Genomic DNA, 19396 nt, shown 5'->3' on the forward strand with positions numbered 1-19396 from the left:
AAAATGACTGTAAAGAACATTTGTTGCATTGGGGCCGGCTATGTCGGCGGGCCTACTATGGCCGTAATCGCAAAGAAAAACCCAAACATTAAAGTCACCATTGTGGATATTAACGCAGAAAGAATTGCGGCTTGGAACAATGCCGACTTATCCAAACTACCGGTATACGAACCTGGTTTGGCCGATATCGTTAAGGAAACCCGGAATAAAAACCTGTTTTTTTCCACAAACGTCGATGCTGCGATCGATAATTCTGAAATGATTTTCATTTCGGTAAACACACCGACCAAAACATACGGTAAAGGAAAAGGCATGGCTGCCGATTTAAAATATGTGGAACTGTGTGCCAGAAAAATTGCCGAAGTTGCAAAAACGGACAAGATTGTAGTCGAAAAATCTACTTTGCCAGTAAGAACTGCCGAAGCCATCAAAAGCATTTTGCACAATACAGGAAATGGGATCAATTTTCATATACTTTCTAATCCTGAATTTTTGGCCGAAGGTACCGCAGTGCAGGACTTGCTAAGTCCGGATAGGGTATTGATCGGTGGTGAATCTAAAGCAGCAATTGGCAGCTTGTCAAAAGTTTACGGAAGCTGGGTTTCGGATGATAAGATATTAACCACTAACCTGTGGTCTTCAGAGTTGTCAAAATTAACGGCCAATGCCTTTTTAGCACAACGTGTGTCTTCCATAAATGCCATTTCCGAACTATGTGAACATACAGAGGCTAACGTCAACGAAGTTGCAAAAGCCATTGGCATGGACTCCAGAATTGGTCCGAAATTTTTAAAAGCTTCCGTTGGATTTGGAGGTTCGTGCTTTCAAAAGGATATTTTAAACTTGGTATATATCGCCAGAAGTTATGGCCTTCAGGAAGTTGCCGATTATTGGGAACAAGTGGTGATTATGAACGACCACCAAAAAAGACGCTTTTCTGATAACCTGATTAAAACACTTTATAATACCGTTTCGGGCAAAAAAATTGCAATGTTGGGCTGGGCCTTTAAAAAGGACACCAATGATACAAGGGAATCCGCCGCTATTTATGTAGCAGATCATTTGCTAAACGAACAAGCGCGAATCGCAGTTTATGACCCTCAAGTTTCGGAGCAAAAAGTTCTTGCCGACCTTAACTATTTGAACACGAGAACTGAAGAAGAAAATGCTTCGGGAATCACCAGTACTTTATCACCTTATGAAACCATGGAAGATGCCCACGCCGTAGCCATTATGACAGAATGGGATGAATTTAAGGATTACGACTGGCAAAAAATATATGATAACATGAAAAAACCTGCCTTTGTTTTTGACGGCAGGAGTTTATTGGATAAAGATAAAATGAATCAAATCGGATTTGAATACTATTCTATCGGACAATAATACTATTATGAAAAAAGATAAAATTGCAGTTATAGGCCTAGGATATGTTGGCCTGCCTTTAGCCCGGCTTTTTGCAACAAAATATTCTGTTGTAGGTTTTGATATCAACAAGAGCAGAGTTGCAGAACTTATGAAAGGAGAGGACGCTACTCTTGAGATTGAATCCTCAGTTCTAAAATCAGTTTTAAAGGACACCCCTGATTATAAAATTGGACTATACTGCTCTGCAAACCTTGACGATATAAAGGATTGCAACTATTACGTGGTTACCGTACCCACTCCAATAGACAAAAATAACAGGCCAGATTTAACACCTTTGTATAAATCAAGCGAAACAGTGGGCAAAGTGCTCAAAAAGGGAGATATCGTAATATACGAATCTACTGTATATCCTGGTGTTACCGAAGATGAATGTATCCCCGTACTGGAAAAAGTTAGCGGCCTGAAATTTAACGAAGATTTCTTTGCGGGCTACTCTCCAGAGCGTATTAACCCGGGAGACAAATTGCATACGGTTGATAAAATTTTGAAAGTAACCGCTGGGTCTACTCCGGAAATAGGAAAAAAAGTAGATGCGCTCTATGCAAGCGTCATCACAGCCGGGACACACTTAGCACCAACAATAAAAGTTGCAGAAGCGGCAAAAGTTATTGAAAATTCGCAAAGGGATATAAATATTGCCTTTGTAAATGAACTGGCCAAAATATTTAATTTGTTGGATATTGACACCCATTCAGTTTTAGAAGCTGCCGGTACAAAATGGAATTTCTTGCCGTTTAAGCCGGGGCTAGTTGGTGGGCACTGTATTGGTGTTGACCCTTATTATCTAGCGCAAAAGGCACAGGAAGTAGGTTACCATCCCGAAATTATTTTGGCGGGAAGACGTGTTAACGACGGAATGGGTGAATATGTGGCATCCGAGATCATTAAGCTTATGGTGAAAAATGATATCAGAATTAAAGGAGCCAAGATTTTGGCCTTGGGTATTACCTTCAAAGAAAACTGTCCGGACGTAAGGAACACTAAAGCCGTGGATGTCATTAACCAACTTAAAAGTTATGATACGGAGGTAACTGTTTACGATCCTTGGGCAAATCCAGAGGAAGTAATGCGCGAATATAACCTAACAACCGTAAAAGAATTCCTGGCTGAAAAATATGACGCCATAGTCCTTACCGTGGCCCATAAGGAATATTTAGATTTGAATTTAAGTGATTATATAAAACCAAACGGAATTATTTATGATGTAAAAGGCATTATAAAGGACCATCACGGACGCCTATAACCTACTGGTACTTTTTTTATTTCCCCAAATTCCGTAAACGCAAAAAATGAAACCTTTAGTTAGCATTATTGTACCCGTATATAACGTAGAACCCTACCTACGAAGATGTCTCGATTCCATGGCGAACCAAACTTACAGGAATCTGGAAATTGTTTTAGTAAATGACGGTTCCACTGACAACAGCAAATCAATATGTGAGCAATATGCTTCAAAGGATTCAAGAATCATTGTACTCAATCAAAAAAACAGCGGTTCCAGTATTGCGAGAAATAATGGCCTTGATGTAGCTCAAGGAGATATTATCTGTTTTGTGGATAGCGATGACCATATTGACGTCTCAATGCTGGACGAGATGGTTCATTTTATGAAAAAAAATGATCTAGATGTCGTTGAAATCGATCCTAGGACTGAAAAACCTTCATCTCATGATATTGAACGTCGGATTGAAGACACACTCTCGGCAACCAAAAGAATCATTGCTTCGACTGGGTTTTCTGTTTGGAGAAGGATTTACAAAAGAAAACTGGTTGAAGGACTTCGATTTATTCCTGGTATAATACATCAGGATGTGTATTATACAATTGATGTCCTAAACCGCATCTCCAAACTTGGATATATAAAAAGCCCTCTTTATCTCTACAATACGGACAACTTAAGTGTTATCAGAAGCAAGTACACTACCGAAAAGATAAAAGCAGGAATTCGGGCTACAGAGTATATCATGAAAAATACCCCGAAAATACCTGAATTGAATCAGGTAATTAATAATTACGTAACGTATTATTACACAGACCACTTTTTCCTATTGAGCAGAAATACACATGTCGACCCCGATCTTAGCTATCGAAAAAAGATCAAAAAAGAAATTTTCAGAACATCAAGTAGTGCCAATAAAAATTTACGGACTACCATGGTGAAAATCCTCCCAATCAGAATTATGGAAGTAATTTCACGATTTGGAGTGTCCTTTAAAAAATTTAAAACTTAAAAATGTCTAGGTTAAACTTAACAGTAAAAAATGGATGGATAGCCCTTGTCTTTCAGTTGGGTTATATTGTCGTTCAGTTTTTTTCCCGAGACATATTTTTGGACAACTTAGGTGATGAATTCATCGGTTCGGAGGGCACATTAAAAAGCATGCTGATGTTTTTAAATTTATCCGAACTAGGAATAGGCACAGCCATTGGGTTTGCTCTTTACAATCCTATTTTCAATAACGAAAGGGATAAAATAAATGAAATCATTGGTTATCTAGGTTACCTTTACAAGAAAATTGGCCTGTTCATTTTAATAGGAGGTGTAACATTGGCACTTTTCTTTCCGCTATTTTTTAAGAATACTGATATGAACATTGGAGTAATTATATTCCTGTTCTTCTCCCTTCTGGTCGGGAATTTGATCAACTACTTTTTTACCTACCACATGTTTCTGCTTGAAGCAGATCAAAAATCATATGTTAATGTTACCATTGGGACTACCTCCTATATTTTAAAACTGGTAATACAATGTATTGTACTTATCTATTTTGAAAGTGTCATACTGTGGATTAGTACTGAGTTGTTAATCGCGGTACTACAGGTAATTGTGTTGAGGATGAAAATTAAGCAGATTTATCCATGGCTAGCTTTCAATTACAAGGTAGATGATGATGTAAAAACAAGAAATAAATACATTCTTCGAAAGATAAAACAAGTAAGCTTCCACAAATTCGGCAGCTTTGTGTCAACCGGAACTGATAATATTTTGATATTCGCTTTGATTAACCCGGCAACGGTAGCTTACGTAGGCAATTATCAAATGGTAATGGGCAACGTCAATATTTTGGTCAGCAAGTTATTTAGCGGCACCAATGCCAGTGTAGGCAATCTGGTTGCGGAAAATGATATAAACAACATGCTAAAGGTTTTCTGGGAAATGATGGCCCTTCGCTTTTTCTTTGCAGGAACCACTTCCCTTTTGATTTATGTTGGCCTAGACGATTTTATCATTTTATGGCTGGGCGAAAAGTATTTGTTATCGCCAAACATTCTATTAGCTTTGGCAATCATATTTTTTATTTTGCAGGTAAGGCAACCTGTTGATAGTTTTAAGCAGGCATACGGACTTTATGATGATATCTGGTCTCCTGTGGTGCAGAGTGTCATAAATTTACTTTTATCCGTTATTTTTGTGCTGAAATATGGTATAATTGGTGTTTTTATGGGCACAATAATAAGTCAGATTGCAATTGTAATGCTTTGGAGGCCTTACTATCTTTTTGCCAAGGGTTTCAATTTGAACTCCGTGGTGTATTGGAAAGGATTTAGCCTGCATTTGGTTTACTTTGTGCTCGCAAGTAGCCTGTTTTATTTTATATTCCATTTATTTGATACCTCAAGAAGCGAAAACATTTTGATGTTGATTGTAAAACTGTCCATTTTGGGGGCAGCTTTTCTATGTATTTATCTTATAGTTTTAAGGCTGTTCAGTAAAGGATTTAAAGATTTGATAAATAGATTATATTCGCTTGTAAGAGCAAAAATTTAGAACAACAGGAGCATTACTGCGAAAAAAATTTTATGAAATGAAATATATCTTAGGCACCCTTCTGATTTTGTTTGCTTCATATGCCGATATTTTTCTTCATCGTATCCATATCATTCCGGTGCCTCCGGCTTCTTTTCTAATCCCTCTATTTTTTGGACTGTTTATAATGAACTATTCCATTAAGGACTTTTCAAACACCTTTAAAAGCCACAGCTTCAAATTTCTGCTTTTTATTATAATAATTTCAATTGTCTACTCGGCATTAACTAGAGCGGAGATGTTTATAATTACTCAGGAAATTGTATTAAATATCATTACGTTGATTTTATACTCCTTTGCCCTTCATTTTTTTACCGTTGAAAGCAAAGAAAAGGTGCTTTTCGTTGTTGGCGGAGCCTTGCTGGTTTTAGGAGGAAGCCTACTGTACGACTTCTTTATCGGCCTACCGGAATACAGCAAAAAATTAAGCGAAGCAGTCAGGAAAGGAGGTTTTGGGGAAAACCCGAACCAGGCAGCTAGCGGAATTAAGTTTCTGGCACTCTGTGTACTGGTATTGGTCAATAAAAACAAAACTTGGAGGTATTTGGTTATCGTCTTCATGCTAGTTGCCGTATTCCTTACCCTATCACGAAGCGGCATGGCATCGGTGATTCTTATTTTAATATTTGGAACAATGAACGAATGGAGTTCCGAGTTTAAAATCAAGCCCAGAACAGTTTTTGTAAGTGGTCTCAAATTAGTTTTGATGATGTCAATCCTTTTTATGGCGCTTGTATCGTTTTCTGAAGTGATTAAAGAGAATTTTCCTGAATTTTCAAGAGGAGCGGCCGGTGAAAGAATGGACATGTTTTTGGGCAAAAGCAAGGTTACAATTGATGAGGGCGGAAGAGCTGGCGGAAGGTCTTTATTATTGGTAAAATACTGGAATGAATTCCAAGACAATCCTTTAGGTTACGGTACTGGTTATACTGCCGATCAAAGGTTTAACCATCTTAACACGCATAATTATTTTTTATCATTGGCCGTAAACTTTGGAATTTTGACCCTGATTGTGTTTTTGATTTATTTGGTTTATGGCATCAAACTGGCCTTTGAAACCCCACAGGCCTACTATGCTATTTTTGTGGCGCTCATTGTATTTGAAGGGTTTATAGCCCATAATATTTGGTACACCAGAACATTAATAATTTGTTTGGCCTTTTTTGATAGTACAATTTACAGGAAAAAAATATATGATTGATTCCAAAGAAACATATCATCGTTACTTAAAAGCGGACAAGGTGGCGCTGGGCATGGATAACAATAATTTTGGGTTCAAGCTGAAGGAGACCTTATTCCCTAATTTGATCTGGTCTTTTCAAAAAAGGCTAAGAAAGATGGAATATTACAGCAACTGCCACAACAAGGGTATGACCAAATTATATTTGTACTATTTAAAGTATAGATTTAGAAGGATATCAGTGAAACTCGGGTTTTCAATCCCCATTAATGTTTTTGGACCCGGATTATCCATTGTACATTATGGCACTATAGTCATCAACAGCAATGCAAAAGTTGGCAAAAATTGTAGGATTCATGCGTGTACTAATATTGGTGCTTCCGGAGGCACCAATAAAGCCCCAATAATTGGTAATAACGTTTACATCGCACCTGGAGCAAAGATTTACGGCGATATAGAAATTGGAAATAACATAGCCATTGGCGCAAATGCAGTTGTAAATAAATCATTTACCGAAAACGATACAATGCTTGCAGGAAACCCTGCAAAAAAAATAAAGAATATCAATATTAAAAGAATCATAAGACATATTTAATTTCAGAATATAACTATGGTTAAAAAAAACCCAAAGAACACCAAAATTCTCTTTATACTCCCATCCCTAGTAGCAGGAGGGGCAGAAAGGGTTGTATCTTTTATTTCCCGAAATCTAAATGAGGAAAAGTTTGAATCTCATCTATTAGTGATAGGTTTTGAAAAAGATTCTGTGTATGATTCTTTGGGTAGTAATGTTACTTTTCTTAATAAACCAAGAGTGTCTAGCTCCATATTTGCTCTAATTTCTTCTATTTCAAAATTCAAACCCGATATCGTGTTCAGTTGTATGGCACATTTGAATATTGTAATGGGGCTTGTCTCGCTATTCTTCCCCAATATTAAGTTTATTGGAAGAGAGGCCACAGTATTAAGTTCTGACAATAGAACTGTCGAGAATAAATCTATTATTGTATGGGTCATTCAAAAAATCACCAAAGCTTTATATAGAAAATTAGATTTTCTGGTATGCCAATCATTCGACATGAAAAACGATATGATTAAAACTTTTGGTTTTTCTGAGGAAAAGATTGAGGTTATAAACAATCCTATTTCTAGCCTTCCTCCTATTAATACTGAGTATACCTCTAGTAAAAGCACTAGACGATTTATAACCGTAGGTCGTTTATCACTAGAAAAAGGACATATTAGATTATTAAAAATCCTATCTAAGGTAAAGTTCGACTACAAATATACGATTGTTGGAAATGGCGACCAAAAAGAGGTTTTATTTACAGAAGCTAAAAAGCTTGGCATTTTTGATAAAATAGAGCATATACCATTTACCAGAGAAGTCAACAATTATTTGTCTCAACATGATATTTTCTTACAAGGTTCTTATGTAGAGGGCTTTCCTAATGCTGTCCTGGAAAGCTGCGTGGTTGGAACGCCTGTTATTGGTTTTAATGTTCCTGGGGGAACTAAGGAAATTATTATTAACAATGTTAACGGAAAACTTGTAGAGAATGAAAAAGAATTTCTAAAAGAGCTAAATAAAGACTCAAATTACAGCTTTGACAGATTCGAAGTAAGAAAATCTGTTGTCGACAAGTTTAAGAAAGAAAAGATTATGAAGAAATATGAGAATTTGTTTTCTCGAATGATTTAGTTTTAATTTAAAAAATTTAAATACCCAAATTTATTATGTGCGGCATATATGGAACAACTATTCGTTATAATGATGACCAAGTAAAGGCAAAATTAAAGCGAACCATTTTTAGGGGCCCCGATCAATCGGATTATTCTACATATGAAAAAGGCAACGCTTCGATTACCTTTGGCCATAATAGACTATCTATCATCGATTTAGACCCCAGATCAAATCAACCCTTCAATTATAAGGATAAAGTCAAAATAGTTTTTAACGGAGAGATTTATAATTTCTTGGAGCTAAAAGAAGATTTGCGAAAAAAAGGCTATGAATTTAGAACAACTAGCGATACAGAGGTTATATGCGCTGCTTACTTAGCCTACGACAGAGGATGTTTAGAAAAGTTCAATGGCATGTTCGCCTTTGTAATCCATGATTTAGATAAAAATATTTTTTTTGGGGCTAGAGACAGGTTGGGTCAAAAGCCATTTTATTATTACCATGATGGATTAGATTTTGAGTTTTCCAGTCAAATATCTTCTATTCAATTATTCAATAATAAACTATCAATTTCTAAACGAGCAATTCAGAATTATTTATCATGGGATTACGTGCATGAGCCTTTATCCATATTCAACGAAATCAAAAAGTTAAAGGCCGGTCATTTTTTTACTTATGACGTTTCTACTGGTTCCATAAAGCTCGAACAATATTGGGATATTGATTTCAAGGGTGAAAAACAATTTAAGGGCAACTACTATGAAGCCCAAGAAAAGCTTGAAACATTATTAAGAGGAGCGGTTAAGAGAAGGCTCATCTCAGATGTTCCACTGGGTGTTTTTCTTTCAGGGGGGATTGACTCATCACTGATTGCAGCCCTGGCTACCCAAAGTTCTTCCGAAAAAGTAAAGACTTTCTCGGTAAAGTTTAACGAAAAAGGATTTGATGAGAGTGTTTATGCCCAAAAAGTAGCTGATCATTTAGGCACAGATCATCATGTAATTGAATGTCAATATGAAGAAGGTCTAAACTTAATTGAAAATTTTAATTATTACTACGATGAGCCTTTTGCTGACCCTTCGGCAGTACCTTCAATGCTTTTAGCAAAACATACTAAGCAACACGTTACCGTGGCTTTATCTGGTGACGCTGGAGACGAGAACTTTATAGGCTACCATCGCTATAACTGGGCAAAATATATGTCCATGATATATGGTTTACCTAAACCGATTAGATATACTGGCGCATATCTCTTAAGAAAATTCCCTTACTACAAAGCAAAGATCGTGGGAGGCGTTATCAATAATTCAGACCTCAATAATGCTTATTTATCAATTATGTTCGGCGGAAAACCTTCATATTTGGATGATACTTATGACAGGGATATCAAGCCCGACGAATTAAAGTATCTATTCCACGATTCCAAGAATATTTTTGAACGTATATCAGATTTTGATTTAAAAACATACTTAAACTCTGATATCAATACCAAGGTTGATAGAGCATCAATGGCCTATTCCCTTGAATCTAGGTCCCCTTTCATGGATTACACAGTAGTAGAGTTTGGAAGATCCATACCTACGGATTATAAATTTAAAAAAGGAAATCAAAAAAGAATTTTAAAAGACATTCTTTACAAATATCTTCCTGAGGATATTTTCAATAGACCTAAGGCCGGCTTCACAATGCCTTTCAAAGAATGGTTTAGAAATGAGTTAAAAGATTTTGTATATCAAAAATTGAACAAAGATAGTATTAGCGTTATCCCTGGCATAGACCCTGTAAAAGTCGCTGAAATTACTGATCAGCACATGAATGGGTCATGGAACAATTATCATGCGCTATGGAAGCTCATAGTGCTTCAGCAATGGCTTGAAACTAATCAAAAAGGATTCTCCATTAAATAACGCGCGTTTTGTAATGAAAAAGCCCAATCTCAGTATAATAACCATTAGTTTAACCAGTGGAGGTGCCGAAAAAGTTGTTAGCCTCTTGCTTAAAGAACTAATTAAAGATTATACAGTACATTTGGTATTGTTTCATAATCATATCCATTTTGATATCCCTCGGGAGGTAAATGTAGAAATTTTGGGCGATGACAATCCCAACAAACCTCTTTATCTTAAAATCGTGGATTTTTTTAAATTTATAGTCCGCTATAGCAGGCTCATTAAAAAATATAACATCCTTTACTCTATTTCATTTTTAGCCTTTCCTAATTTAATTAATGGCATTATAGCGTCTGTCAATAAAATACCTAAAACAATTATTAGCGAAAGAGGTTTCCCAACAGATAATACTACCAGCAAGGCATCATTTTATATTTCAAAAATATTCTATCCAATTCTTTATAATAAATGCGATAAACTTTTTTCAAATTCTTATTTCATAAATGCTGATCTAAAGAATAATTTTGGAGTTAAAATTCCAATGCAAGTTATATACAATCCAATTGAAGTTCCTAAAAGCATAGTTGATCCTTTGGCTCTAAATAAGGAGATAAATTCTCTTAAATTAATCACTGCTGGGACACTAAATACCAGAAAAAATCAGATTATGATTATTAGGGCAATTGAAAAATCAAAGCTAAGCTATCAACTGAATATACTTGGCGGAGGGCCTTTAAAAAGTTTTCTTTACAATGAGGTTTCTAGAAGAAACCTTAATGAACAAGTTCAATTCAGCGGTATGGTCAAAAATGTAAATGAACACCTAGCCAAAAGCCATATTTTCGTATTATCATCATTTACAGAAGGCTTCCCAAACGCATTATTGGAGGCTATGTCAGTTGGTTTGCCATGCATATCGACCAATTGTCTTTCGGGACCTTTGGAACTCCTGCATGACAATAAGACAATTGAGATCAATAATGGTGAATTTTTTAAAGGAGATTATGGAATTTTAATTAACAATGATGACCATGTGGCACTTCAAAATGCCCTTGACTATTTTCACAATAACCCAAAGGAAAGATCGAAATATAGTGAACTTGGCGTCCAACGGTCAAAAAAATATCTTTTAAACAGCGTTTACAAAGAATTAAATCATTTCATTAGGAACTAGTAAACCCCAAAGTATGTGCGGAATCAACGGAATAATAGAAAAACAGAGCAGCAAGAAAAAGATATCCTCGGCCCTAACAAAAATGAATAATTTAATTATTCATCGTGGACCAGATGAGGATGGTTTTGTTGCTGCCCAAGAGGAAAATTACACCCTAGGTATGGCAATGAGACGATTATCTATTATCGACCTTACCTCAGGAAAACAGCCCATTTATTCTGATGATAAAAAGATCGTTATAGTTTTTAATGGTGAAATATATAACTACAGAATCTTAAGATCCAAATTAGAAAAGGAAAAGAACACCAAATTTCACACCACAAGTGATACCGAAGTGATTTTAAAACTTTATGAGGCTTACGGTGTGGAATCCTTCAAATGGCTTGACGGGATGTTTGGTTTTAGCATTCATGACAAAAACAAGGAAAAGCTATACATAGCGCGTGATTTCTTTGGGGAAAAACCTTTGTATTATACACAGAACGATTCTCAATTTATTTGGGCTTCAGAATTAAAATCCATTGTGGATGTTATTAATGTAAAGCCCGAACTTTCTAAAAAAGGGGTAAATCTATTTTTAAGACTTACCTACGTACCTGCCCCATATACCATTTATAAAAATGTGTTTAAGCTGGAAGCCAACCATTATATTGAATATGATTTGAACACCCATACCTTTGAAACCTATGAGATATGTGAAGAGACGCCTCCCAAAGAACAAGAGATTGACTTTGAAAAAGCTAAGGCTGATGTAAAGGAACTAGTTTATGAGAGCGTGGACAGTAGGTCAATTGCCGATGTACCATTAGGCACTTTTTTATCAGGCGGTGTAGATTCATCTATTGTATCGTTGTGCCTGTCTCAAGCCACAAGTAAAAAAATCGACACCTTTTCCATTGGGTTTAAAAAATCGAGTGATGAATCGGAAAAAGCCGAAACCGTTGCAAAACTGATTAATAGTAATCATCATTTATTTAAAATTGGTGAAGAGGATTTAGAGGACAATATTCATGAAATATTGATGAATTTTGATGAACCCTTTTCAGACACCGCCGCCCTGCCCACCTATTTTGTGTCCAAAAAAACTAAGGATCATGTAAAAGTAGCGCTTACCGGCGATGGTGGTGATGAAGTTTTTGGTGGTTATAACAAGTACTATGTTGGAAAGATGAACAGTCGGTATACCAGCGTTGTTCCTAAACCTATTCATAATGTCATTTTGAATTCATCAAAAGTATTATTGGCCACAAAGAGCGATAACAGGGGCAGACGCTTCAAAATCAAAAAAATGCTCAAGGCGGTAGACTATGGCGGTAATAGTTATTGGGACATTATTTCATTGGCCAATACCGAAAGGGAACTCGAGGAAATTCTTTTACCAGAAGTTTATGAACATGGACTTTTTGACGATTATAAGGAAAAATTGGAATCGCCATTGGTGGAATCTTTAACGGATTTTAGGCATGTTGACAAAATTCTGAGTTTGGAAGGTGGTATGCTCGCCAAAGTAGATAGAACCAGCATGCAAAACTCATTGGAATGCAGGGCCCCTTTTCTAAATAAGAAAATATGGGACTACACCAATACCCTTCCCGAAAGTTACTTAATGAAAGGGTGGAACAAAAAGCATATCCTAAAGGAAGCCTTCAAAGACCAATTTCCTGAGGATTTTCTGGAGTTAAGTAAAAGTGGGTTTGGTTCTCCCGTGGGGGACTGGCTAAAATCGAGTTTAAAGAAAGAGCTGGAATCCTATATTGAAAAAGATTTTCTTTTGAAACAAGGCATCTTTAACCCTGATAAGATTATTCCTCTTGTAAAAAACCACCTTAGCAGTAAAAGGGACAACACCTTTAGGGTTTGGGCGTACTTCTGTTTTCAAAAATGGTATAATTATATTTATCTAAATAATTAATGTTCTAGCTATGGATAAAAAGCCCCGAATAATGTTAATTGCCTCTCTTGCCTTTTCTTTAAACCAGTTTAGGGGAGATATGATTAAACATTTAATTAAAAATGGTTATGCCGTTTACGGCGCAGCACCAAACATGGACATTCCAAAAAACTTTGAGATGGTAAAATCGACCGGTGCAGTTCCTGTGGATATCGAACTTAGTAGAACCGGTTTAAATCCAATCAAAGATATTCAATCCATTATGTCTTTAAGAAAAAAGATAAAGAAACATGAAATAAACATTGTTTTTTCATATACCATTAAACCTGTTATTTACGGTTCTATTGCCGCACGTTCATTGAATATCGCCACTTTTTCATTAATTACCGGCTTAGGATACACGTTTAGTGGAACATCACTAAGATCAGATTTTCTACAATTTTTTTCCAGAACATTGTACCGGATAGCATTGAAAAAAAACAAAGTTGTTATTTTTCAGAACCGAGACGATCATCAATTATTTCTTGATAAGAAAATATTAACCAAAAGCCAAAAATATGGAATCGTCAGCGGATCTGGGGTAAACTTGGATGAGTATAAGTTTAGAAGAAAGGCTTATACCAGCGGAAAAATAGTTTTTGTTTTTGTGGCTAGGCTTATTGAAGAAAAAGGAATTAAATTATTTATAGAGGCTGCCAGTACTCTCAAAACGCGTTACCCAGATGCCGAGTTTCATGTTTTCGGGGGTATTCCAATAAATTCTGGATCTGCTATAGAGGAATCAATTCTAAATGAGGCCAAAGAAAATAATTCGATCATTCATCACGGCTCTGTTAGTAATCTTCAAGAGTTTTTGTACAAATCTGATGTTTTTGTTCTCCCTACTTATTATAGAGAAGGCATACCAAGGTCCAGCCTGGAGGCATTATCAGTTGGAATGCCAATTATTATTACCAACACCCCTGGTTGTAAAGAAACCGTCAAAACGGGAGAGAATGGAATTTTAATAGAGCCTAGAAATCTGGGTGAACTCATTTCTGCTATGGAATTTTTCCTCAAATCACCTGAAATGATTGACAAAATGGGAGTAAAAAGTAGGCAGTATGCTGAAGAGCGATTTGATGTTAATATTATTAATAAGAATTTGCTGGATATAATCAAAAACAACACTTAGAATTACTTCGTATGTACAAAAGCGCAATCAAAAGAATTTTGGACATATTGTTATCCGCTTTCGGAATAATAATATTTTCTCCAGTTCTTATAGCCGTTATATTGATATTGATTGTTGTTAATAATGGTTCCCCGTTTTTCTTTCAGGAAAGACCCGGAAAAGATGGAAATCCATTTAGAATAGTCAAATTCAAAACCATGCGGGACATTAAATCTACCAAATCAGATGACCTGCACAACATGGCCAGGGTAACCAAAGTAGGCGGCTTCCTGAGAAAATACTCCATTGACGAAATCCCCCAATTGTTTAATGTTTTAAAGGGAGACATGAGTATTATCGGGCCAAGACCATTACTAACCCAATATGTGCCTCTTTATAATGAAAGGCAACGTAAAAGGCTGGATGTAAAACCAGGGGTAACAGGATGGGCACAAGTTAATGGCAGAAATGCTATTAGCTGGGATCAAAAATTTGAATTGGATGTATACTATGTTGAAAACCTTTCGTTTTCATTGGACGCTAAAATACTTGTCAAAACAGTCCAAAAAGTGGTGCAGAGAGAAGGCATTAATAGCGGTTCTGAAGGCGAAAAAGAGGTATTAATGCCAGAATGGAAAGGCAACAAAAATTAATAATTCGTCTTTACTACACGACATAATTTCCTACCTAAAAGCAAATACGTCAACTTTAAAAGACTTAATATACACTTACATCCAATAGGGTTATTTTATTTGGACTAATTATATTATTGTTATAAATTAGTTAACGAGAAAAAGAAAAAAAATAGCTATTTCAAAGTCAAACATAGAGATAATTACGTCCAAACCTGAATGGAATCACTTCTTGGATTCGGTAGACGATTACGATGTATATCATACCTATGATTATCATCAAATTGCCAAAGAATCTTCCGATTCGGCTGTTTTAATCAAATACGAGCAAGATGGCGTGCTCATTGGACTGCCATTGTTGATAAGAAAAATTAGTGGTTCGGCATACTTTGACGCCACTTCTGTTTATGGTTATTCTGGCCCTATTTCAAATAGAATCCCCCTTAATTTTAATCCAATCGATTTTCAAAAGCGATTGAGACGCTTTTTCATAGAAAATAACATCATTAGTGTATTTGTAAGGCTTCACCCCTTTTTGCCTTTTCAAAATATTATTCTTTATGGTTTTGGTGACCTATCGTATTTAGGTCGAGTTGTAAACATTAATCTCACTTTGAGTTTGGAGAAACAAAGGAGACATTACCAAAGGAGGCTAAAAACCTATGTGAATAAGGCAAAAAGGCTTCTAAAACTTAAGTACGCCCAGACTGACGAGGACCACCAAATATTCAAGTCGTTATATTATCAAAATATGGACCGGTTAAATGCGAAAAGTATTTACTATTTTGATGACGAATATTTTAAAAATTTAAGATCGGCAAAAGATTTTAAAACAGAAATACTTCTGGCTGCTGAAGAAGCCTCGGGCGAGGTCATTGCTGGTGCAATGTTTATTAAAACAAAGTCGACCGTACAATACCATCTTTCGGGTTCTTCAAACGAGCATTTACACCTTAATGGCACCAAGTTCCTAATAGATCAAATGCGCATTAAAGCCCACCAAGAAGGCTATTTTAATTTTAATCTTGGTGGTGGTTTGGGAGCCGATGAAAATAATTCCCTTTTTAAGTTCAAATCTTCATTTTCGGACGAGTTCCATCCATTTTTTGTTTGGAAGCTTATTACGAGAAAAGGCGCCTACAAGAATATTTGTAAACGAAACAATATCACAAATACTGATTCTGACTTTTTCCCTCTCTACAGACTTAAAGAGCACGTTTAAAAAAAAAAAAGAGGCCGTATTGGCCTCTTCTCTATATATTGCCGAAAGCAAATTACATTTCATTAAAAATGGAATGCATTAAACGTTTTTTATCATTAATACTCTCTTCTAAAGAAATCATAGTTTCGGTGCGGTAAACACCTTCAATTTCATCTAATTTAAAAATTACCTCCTTGGCGTGCTCGGTGTTTCTGCCCCTTATTTTACAAAAGATATTAAATTTTCCGGTGGTGATGTGCGCAACAGTCACAAAAGGGATTTCATTAATACGCTCCAACACAAACTGGGTTTGAGAGGTGTTGTTTAGGTAAACACCTACGTAAGCGATAAACGAATAACCAAGTTTTTTGTAATCTAGAGTCAACGAAGAACCCCTAATAATTCCTGATTCCTCCATTTTTTTTACACGAACGTGTACCGTTCCAGCAGAGATCAATAATTTCTTTGCAATGTCGGTAAATGGTATCCTAGTGTTGTCGATCAACATGTCAAGAATTTGATGGTCTATTTCGTCTAGTTTAATTTTCCCCATAATGAAATTTTGTTAGATAAAAGGCAAAATTAATACATTCTCTTTAAAGATTACGCATTTTTAGTGCGTTTTATTTTGAAAAAAATGCGATTTCCTCATTATTCAATTTTACGCAAACGTTTTCGTTGCCTACTTTAAGCATTTCGTCATTTTCACCCAGTACTACTGCACCATTAGCATCAAGTTCTTTATGTCCGTGAAATCCAGATAAATTTTCGACCTTTTTCACAATTGGAACAAATTTCACTTCTGAAACCATCAATCGTTCCTCGAATTGGATGCCAATATCCGTAATTTCTTCATTTTCAAATGTTTTTGCATTTCGGATAATCACATCATAAAACAATTTTTCATTTTCAGGAATATCAAAATAAGCCTCATAATTGTCGCCTTTTAAATCATTAGTAGCAATGTGGTGCAAGGCTGTCATATAAGATAAATAAATCAATTCACGGGTTTTCTCCCGTGCATAATCATCGGGAAAATGGCCCGCTTCAAATAATATGGTCGGTATGTTTTCACTTTGAAACGTATCCCCCACACAGTTTAAGTTGAAAGCGTCATCGTACACACCAACATGATTGGGAATGATTTCCTGTAAGTTCCTGTTCATTTCAGCAATAATTTCCATGGCAATTTTCCTGTTGGGCGTTACTGAACAGGCCTCGTCCTGTGCAGGAGACAAAAAAGATACTATTGCAGACTTCTTAGCCTTCCCCGCACTAAATATGGTACGTTGCCCATGCAGATTAAAACAAAAATCAGGTTTGAACGTCTCAAAAACTTTTCTAAGAGCAACACTTTCAGGTTGAGAGCGCTGTTGCGCATCCCTGTTCAAGTCAATTTCATTGGCGTTAACCCTGGTATACGCCTTGGCTCCATCGGGGTTTAAAATTGGTATGATACAAAGCGTACAGGATTCTAAAATGGTATCTGTCAACTTGTTTTCAGCCAAACAGGTGTTGAGAAAATCAAAAATCGCCTTTGTGGTAGTGGATTCGTTACCATGCATTTGAGACCACATGAGCACTCTCTTTGGTCCTTTTCCAATAGTAATAGCATAAATGGAATCATTTAAAACAGATTTACCAATTTCCCTAACTTCCGCCTTGCTCTTAACTTTTTTAAGAAGGGGTGCAATTTTTTCATTGGTAATATAACGGTGAAAAAGTGACTTTTCCTTATTCAAATTATAGATCGATTGTATGCCGATGTTATCCATGAATTTTCTTTAGGACACAAATGTAAACATTTATGATTTTACAATTGTAAACACCTTATTTTCTCAGAATTGTATAATATTGTAAACATTTAATGCCTTGCTTAAATGATGTTATTGAAAAATTATCATCATATCCAATAATAATTATTTAAATGAATAATATTCAGTATTTTAAATTACTTTATTTAAAGTATAAAGTTAGTTTTTTATAAATTAATACCATACTCTACACCACAGTTTTAGATTGATTTGTTACTTTTGTAACATGTTTTTGCCTTAAATCTATTTTACAATGATAAACAGTACGGATTTTGCGAATCGCCTACAAAAAGTGATGGATTATTATGGCGAATCCGCCTCTTCTTTTGCCGAAAAAATAGGTGTGCAACGCTCTAGTATTTCTCACATTTTGAGTGGCAGAAATAAACCAAGTTTGGATTTTGTACTAAAGGTACTCACCTCCTATCCAGAAGTGGAATTGTATTGGCTTTTGAATGGAAAAGGGACATTTCCGAAATCCGAAACTGTTACAGAAACATCATCAGTATCTAAATCGTTGCCGACTCCTCTTCAAAAAATCTCGAATAAAGACAACAAATCCAAAGAAATAGAGCGTATCGTAATCTTTTATTCCGATGGAAGTTTTGAAAATTTCGAAAAATAGCCTCAGGTTTTATAGCTTTGCCAGAAAATAGTTAAATGAGGAAATTATTTATTATTGCTGCTTCTATCCTTCTGACCTCGTGCTACCAAAGCGAACGGAATTGCACCGATTTTAAAACAGGCCTGTTTCGTTTCGAATACACGGTTGACGGAGTTACCAAAACCGCGCAATTTAAGCGGACCGCAACAACAAACATTAATTATTACGATAACAAAGTGGACAGCTCAAAAATACGATGGATCAACGATTGTGAATTTGTATTGCACAAAATAAACCCAAAATCCATCTCGGAAAAAGACCCCATCCATATGAAAATATTGAGCACAACCGACAGTTCATACACTTTTGAATATGCCAAAGCCTCTCTAAACGAAGGCGAAAAACGCCGTGTCGAAAAGGGAACCGCTATAAGAATTGATTAATCGAAAGGATACAAAAAGGACTCTATCAAACTGAATGTTACTTTTTCGTCTTTGGAAACTTCGTAAGCCAATAACACTTCGCCCCAATACTGCCCATCCGAAAAATCTGCAATAATCCATTTGTGATTGAGCAATTTAACTGTATTTATGAGCATTTTTTTGCCATCTGAAGATGCATAGGGCACAACAGGATGTTGCCCTTTTGCAGTGTTAAGGCTGTACAATTCATCTTTGATTAAAGGCACTAGTGCAGAAACATTATGGCCCTCGTCCTCAAAATAACTTATGGCATCTTCATTGCGCTCCAAATTAAAATGGGATTGACGTAAAAACGAATCATTCATTGTTGCTAGAGAATCTTTCAGCATTGCAACTTTAGCTTTGGCCTTTTCCAATTTATTGTTCTGATCCTCAAAAATGCGTTTGGAATTCACATATTGGAATAAAACCAATAGAATTGAAAACACAAACAGATACATGAAAATTTTCTGCTTCATA

18 protein-coding genes are annotated in these 19396 nt (G+C 35.8%); 15 read left to right on the forward strand and 3 right to left on the reverse strand.

Features of this window, described 5'->3' with window-relative positions:
- Positions 1-3: 3 nt before the first annotated feature.
- From H7U19_RS11235 to H7U19_RS11295, 13 genes are all read left to right on the forward strand, one after another.
- Positions 4-1383 carry a nucleotide sugar dehydrogenase gene (locus H7U19_RS11235; protein WP_186562367.1) on the forward strand — a complete coding sequence of 460 codons (1380 nt, stop codon included), beginning with the start codon at positions 4-6 and terminating at the stop codon, positions 1381-1383.
- Between the two features lie 7 nt (positions 1384-1390).
- Complete coding sequence (locus H7U19_RS11240) at positions 1391-2668, forward strand: nucleotide sugar dehydrogenase (RefSeq protein ID WP_186562369.1); 1278 nt, start codon at positions 1391-1393, stop codon at positions 2666-2668.
- Positions 2669-2714: 46 nt separating this feature from the next.
- Positions 2715-3656, forward strand: coding sequence for a glycosyltransferase (locus H7U19_RS11245; RefSeq protein ID WP_186562371.1), 942 nt, complete (start codon positions 2715-2717; stop codon positions 3654-3656).
- Between the two features lie 2 nt (positions 3657-3658).
- Positions 3659-5194, forward strand: a complete 1536-nt coding sequence (locus tag H7U19_RS11250; RefSeq protein WP_186562373.1) for an MATE family efflux transporter — start codon at positions 3659-3661, stop codon at positions 5192-5194.
- A 37-nt stretch (positions 5195-5231) separates the two neighbouring features.
- On the forward strand, positions 5232-6434 hold the full coding sequence (locus H7U19_RS11255) for an O-antigen ligase family protein (protein WP_186562375.1): 1203 nt from the start codon (positions 5232-5234) through the stop codon (positions 6432-6434).
- Positions 6427-7008: a serine O-acetyltransferase gene (locus tag H7U19_RS11260; RefSeq protein ID WP_186562377.1), complete on the forward strand. Its 582-nt coding sequence runs from the start codon at positions 6427-6429 to the stop codon at positions 7006-7008. Before H7U19_RS11255 ends, H7U19_RS11260 begins: the two co-directional genes overlap by 8 nt.
- A 15-nt stretch (positions 7009-7023) precedes the next feature.
- On the forward strand, positions 7024-8115 hold the full coding sequence (locus H7U19_RS11265; RefSeq protein WP_186562378.1) for a glycosyltransferase: 1092 nt from the start codon (positions 7024-7026) through the stop codon (positions 8113-8115).
- A gap of 35 nt (positions 8116-8150) precedes the next feature.
- Positions 8151-10004: an asparagine synthase (glutamine-hydrolyzing) gene (gene asnB, locus H7U19_RS11270; protein WP_186562380.1), complete on the forward strand. Its 1854-nt coding sequence runs from the start codon at positions 8151-8153 to the stop codon at positions 10002-10004.
- 13 nt (positions 10005-10017) lie between these two features.
- The gene (locus H7U19_RS11275) at positions 10018-11160 is read left to right on the forward strand and encodes a glycosyltransferase (protein ID WP_186562382.1); all 1143 of its coding nucleotides are present in this window, start codon (positions 10018-10020) and stop codon (positions 11158-11160) included.
- A gap of 13 nt (positions 11161-11173) precedes the next feature.
- Complete coding sequence (asnB, locus tag H7U19_RS11280; RefSeq protein ID WP_186562384.1) at positions 11174-13072, forward strand: asparagine synthase (glutamine-hydrolyzing); 1899 nt, start codon at positions 11174-11176, stop codon at positions 13070-13072.
- 10 nt (positions 13073-13082) lie between these two features.
- Complete coding sequence (locus H7U19_RS11285) at positions 13083-14225, forward strand: glycosyltransferase family 4 protein (protein WP_186562386.1); 1143 nt, start codon at positions 13083-13085, stop codon at positions 14223-14225.
- A gap of 11 nt (positions 14226-14236) precedes the next feature.
- The gene (locus tag H7U19_RS11290) at positions 14237-14857 is read left to right on the forward strand and encodes a sugar transferase (RefSeq protein ID WP_186562388.1); all 621 of its coding nucleotides are present in this window, start codon (positions 14237-14239) and stop codon (positions 14855-14857) included.
- Positions 14858-15068: 211 nt separating this feature from the next.
- Positions 15069-16058, forward strand: a complete 990-nt coding sequence (locus tag H7U19_RS11295) for a peptidoglycan bridge formation glycyltransferase FemA/FemB family protein (RefSeq protein ID WP_186562390.1) — start codon at positions 15069-15071, stop codon at positions 16056-16058.
- Between the two features lie 52 nt (positions 16059-16110).
- On the opposite strand, the gene H7U19_RS11300 is transcribed toward H7U19_RS11295, so the two are convergent.
- Positions 16111-16590 carry an Lrp/AsnC family transcriptional regulator gene (locus H7U19_RS11300; protein WP_186562392.1) on the reverse strand — a complete coding sequence of 160 codons (480 nt, stop codon included), beginning with the start codon at positions 16588-16590 and terminating at the stop codon, positions 16111-16113.
- 70 nt (positions 16591-16660) lie between these two features.
- The gene (locus tag H7U19_RS11305) at positions 16661-17812 is read right to left on the reverse strand and encodes a M14 family metallopeptidase (protein ID WP_186562394.1); all 1152 of its coding nucleotides are present in this window, start codon (positions 17810-17812) and stop codon (positions 16661-16663) included.
- A 292-nt stretch (positions 17813-18104) separates the two neighbouring features.
- Here H7U19_RS11305 and H7U19_RS11310 point away from each other — a divergent pair, with 292 nt between their 5' ends.
- Together H7U19_RS11310 and H7U19_RS11315 are read left to right on the forward strand one after the other, a co-directional pair.
- Complete coding sequence (locus H7U19_RS11310; protein ID WP_186562396.1) at positions 18105-18476, forward strand: helix-turn-helix domain-containing protein; 372 nt, start codon at positions 18105-18107, stop codon at positions 18474-18476.
- A 35-nt stretch (positions 18477-18511) separates the two neighbouring features.
- The gene (locus tag H7U19_RS11315) at positions 18512-18898 is read left to right on the forward strand and encodes a hypothetical protein (protein WP_186562398.1); all 387 of its coding nucleotides are present in this window, start codon (positions 18512-18514) and stop codon (positions 18896-18898) included.
- Here H7U19_RS11315 and H7U19_RS11320 read toward each other — a convergent pair.
- Positions 18895-19395 carry a hydrolase gene (locus H7U19_RS11320; RefSeq protein WP_186562400.1) on the reverse strand — a complete coding sequence of 167 codons (501 nt, stop codon included), beginning with the start codon at positions 19393-19395 and terminating at the stop codon, positions 18895-18897. The two genes, H7U19_RS11315 and H7U19_RS11320, sit on opposite strands and share 4 nt — an antisense overlap.
- Between the last annotated feature and the right edge of the window lies 1 nt (position 19396).

This window comes from Hyunsoonleella aquatilis (assembly GCF_014270105.1).
Taxonomy (GTDB): domain Bacteria; phylum Bacteroidota; class Bacteroidia; order Flavobacteriales; family Flavobacteriaceae; genus Jejuia; species Jejuia aquatilis.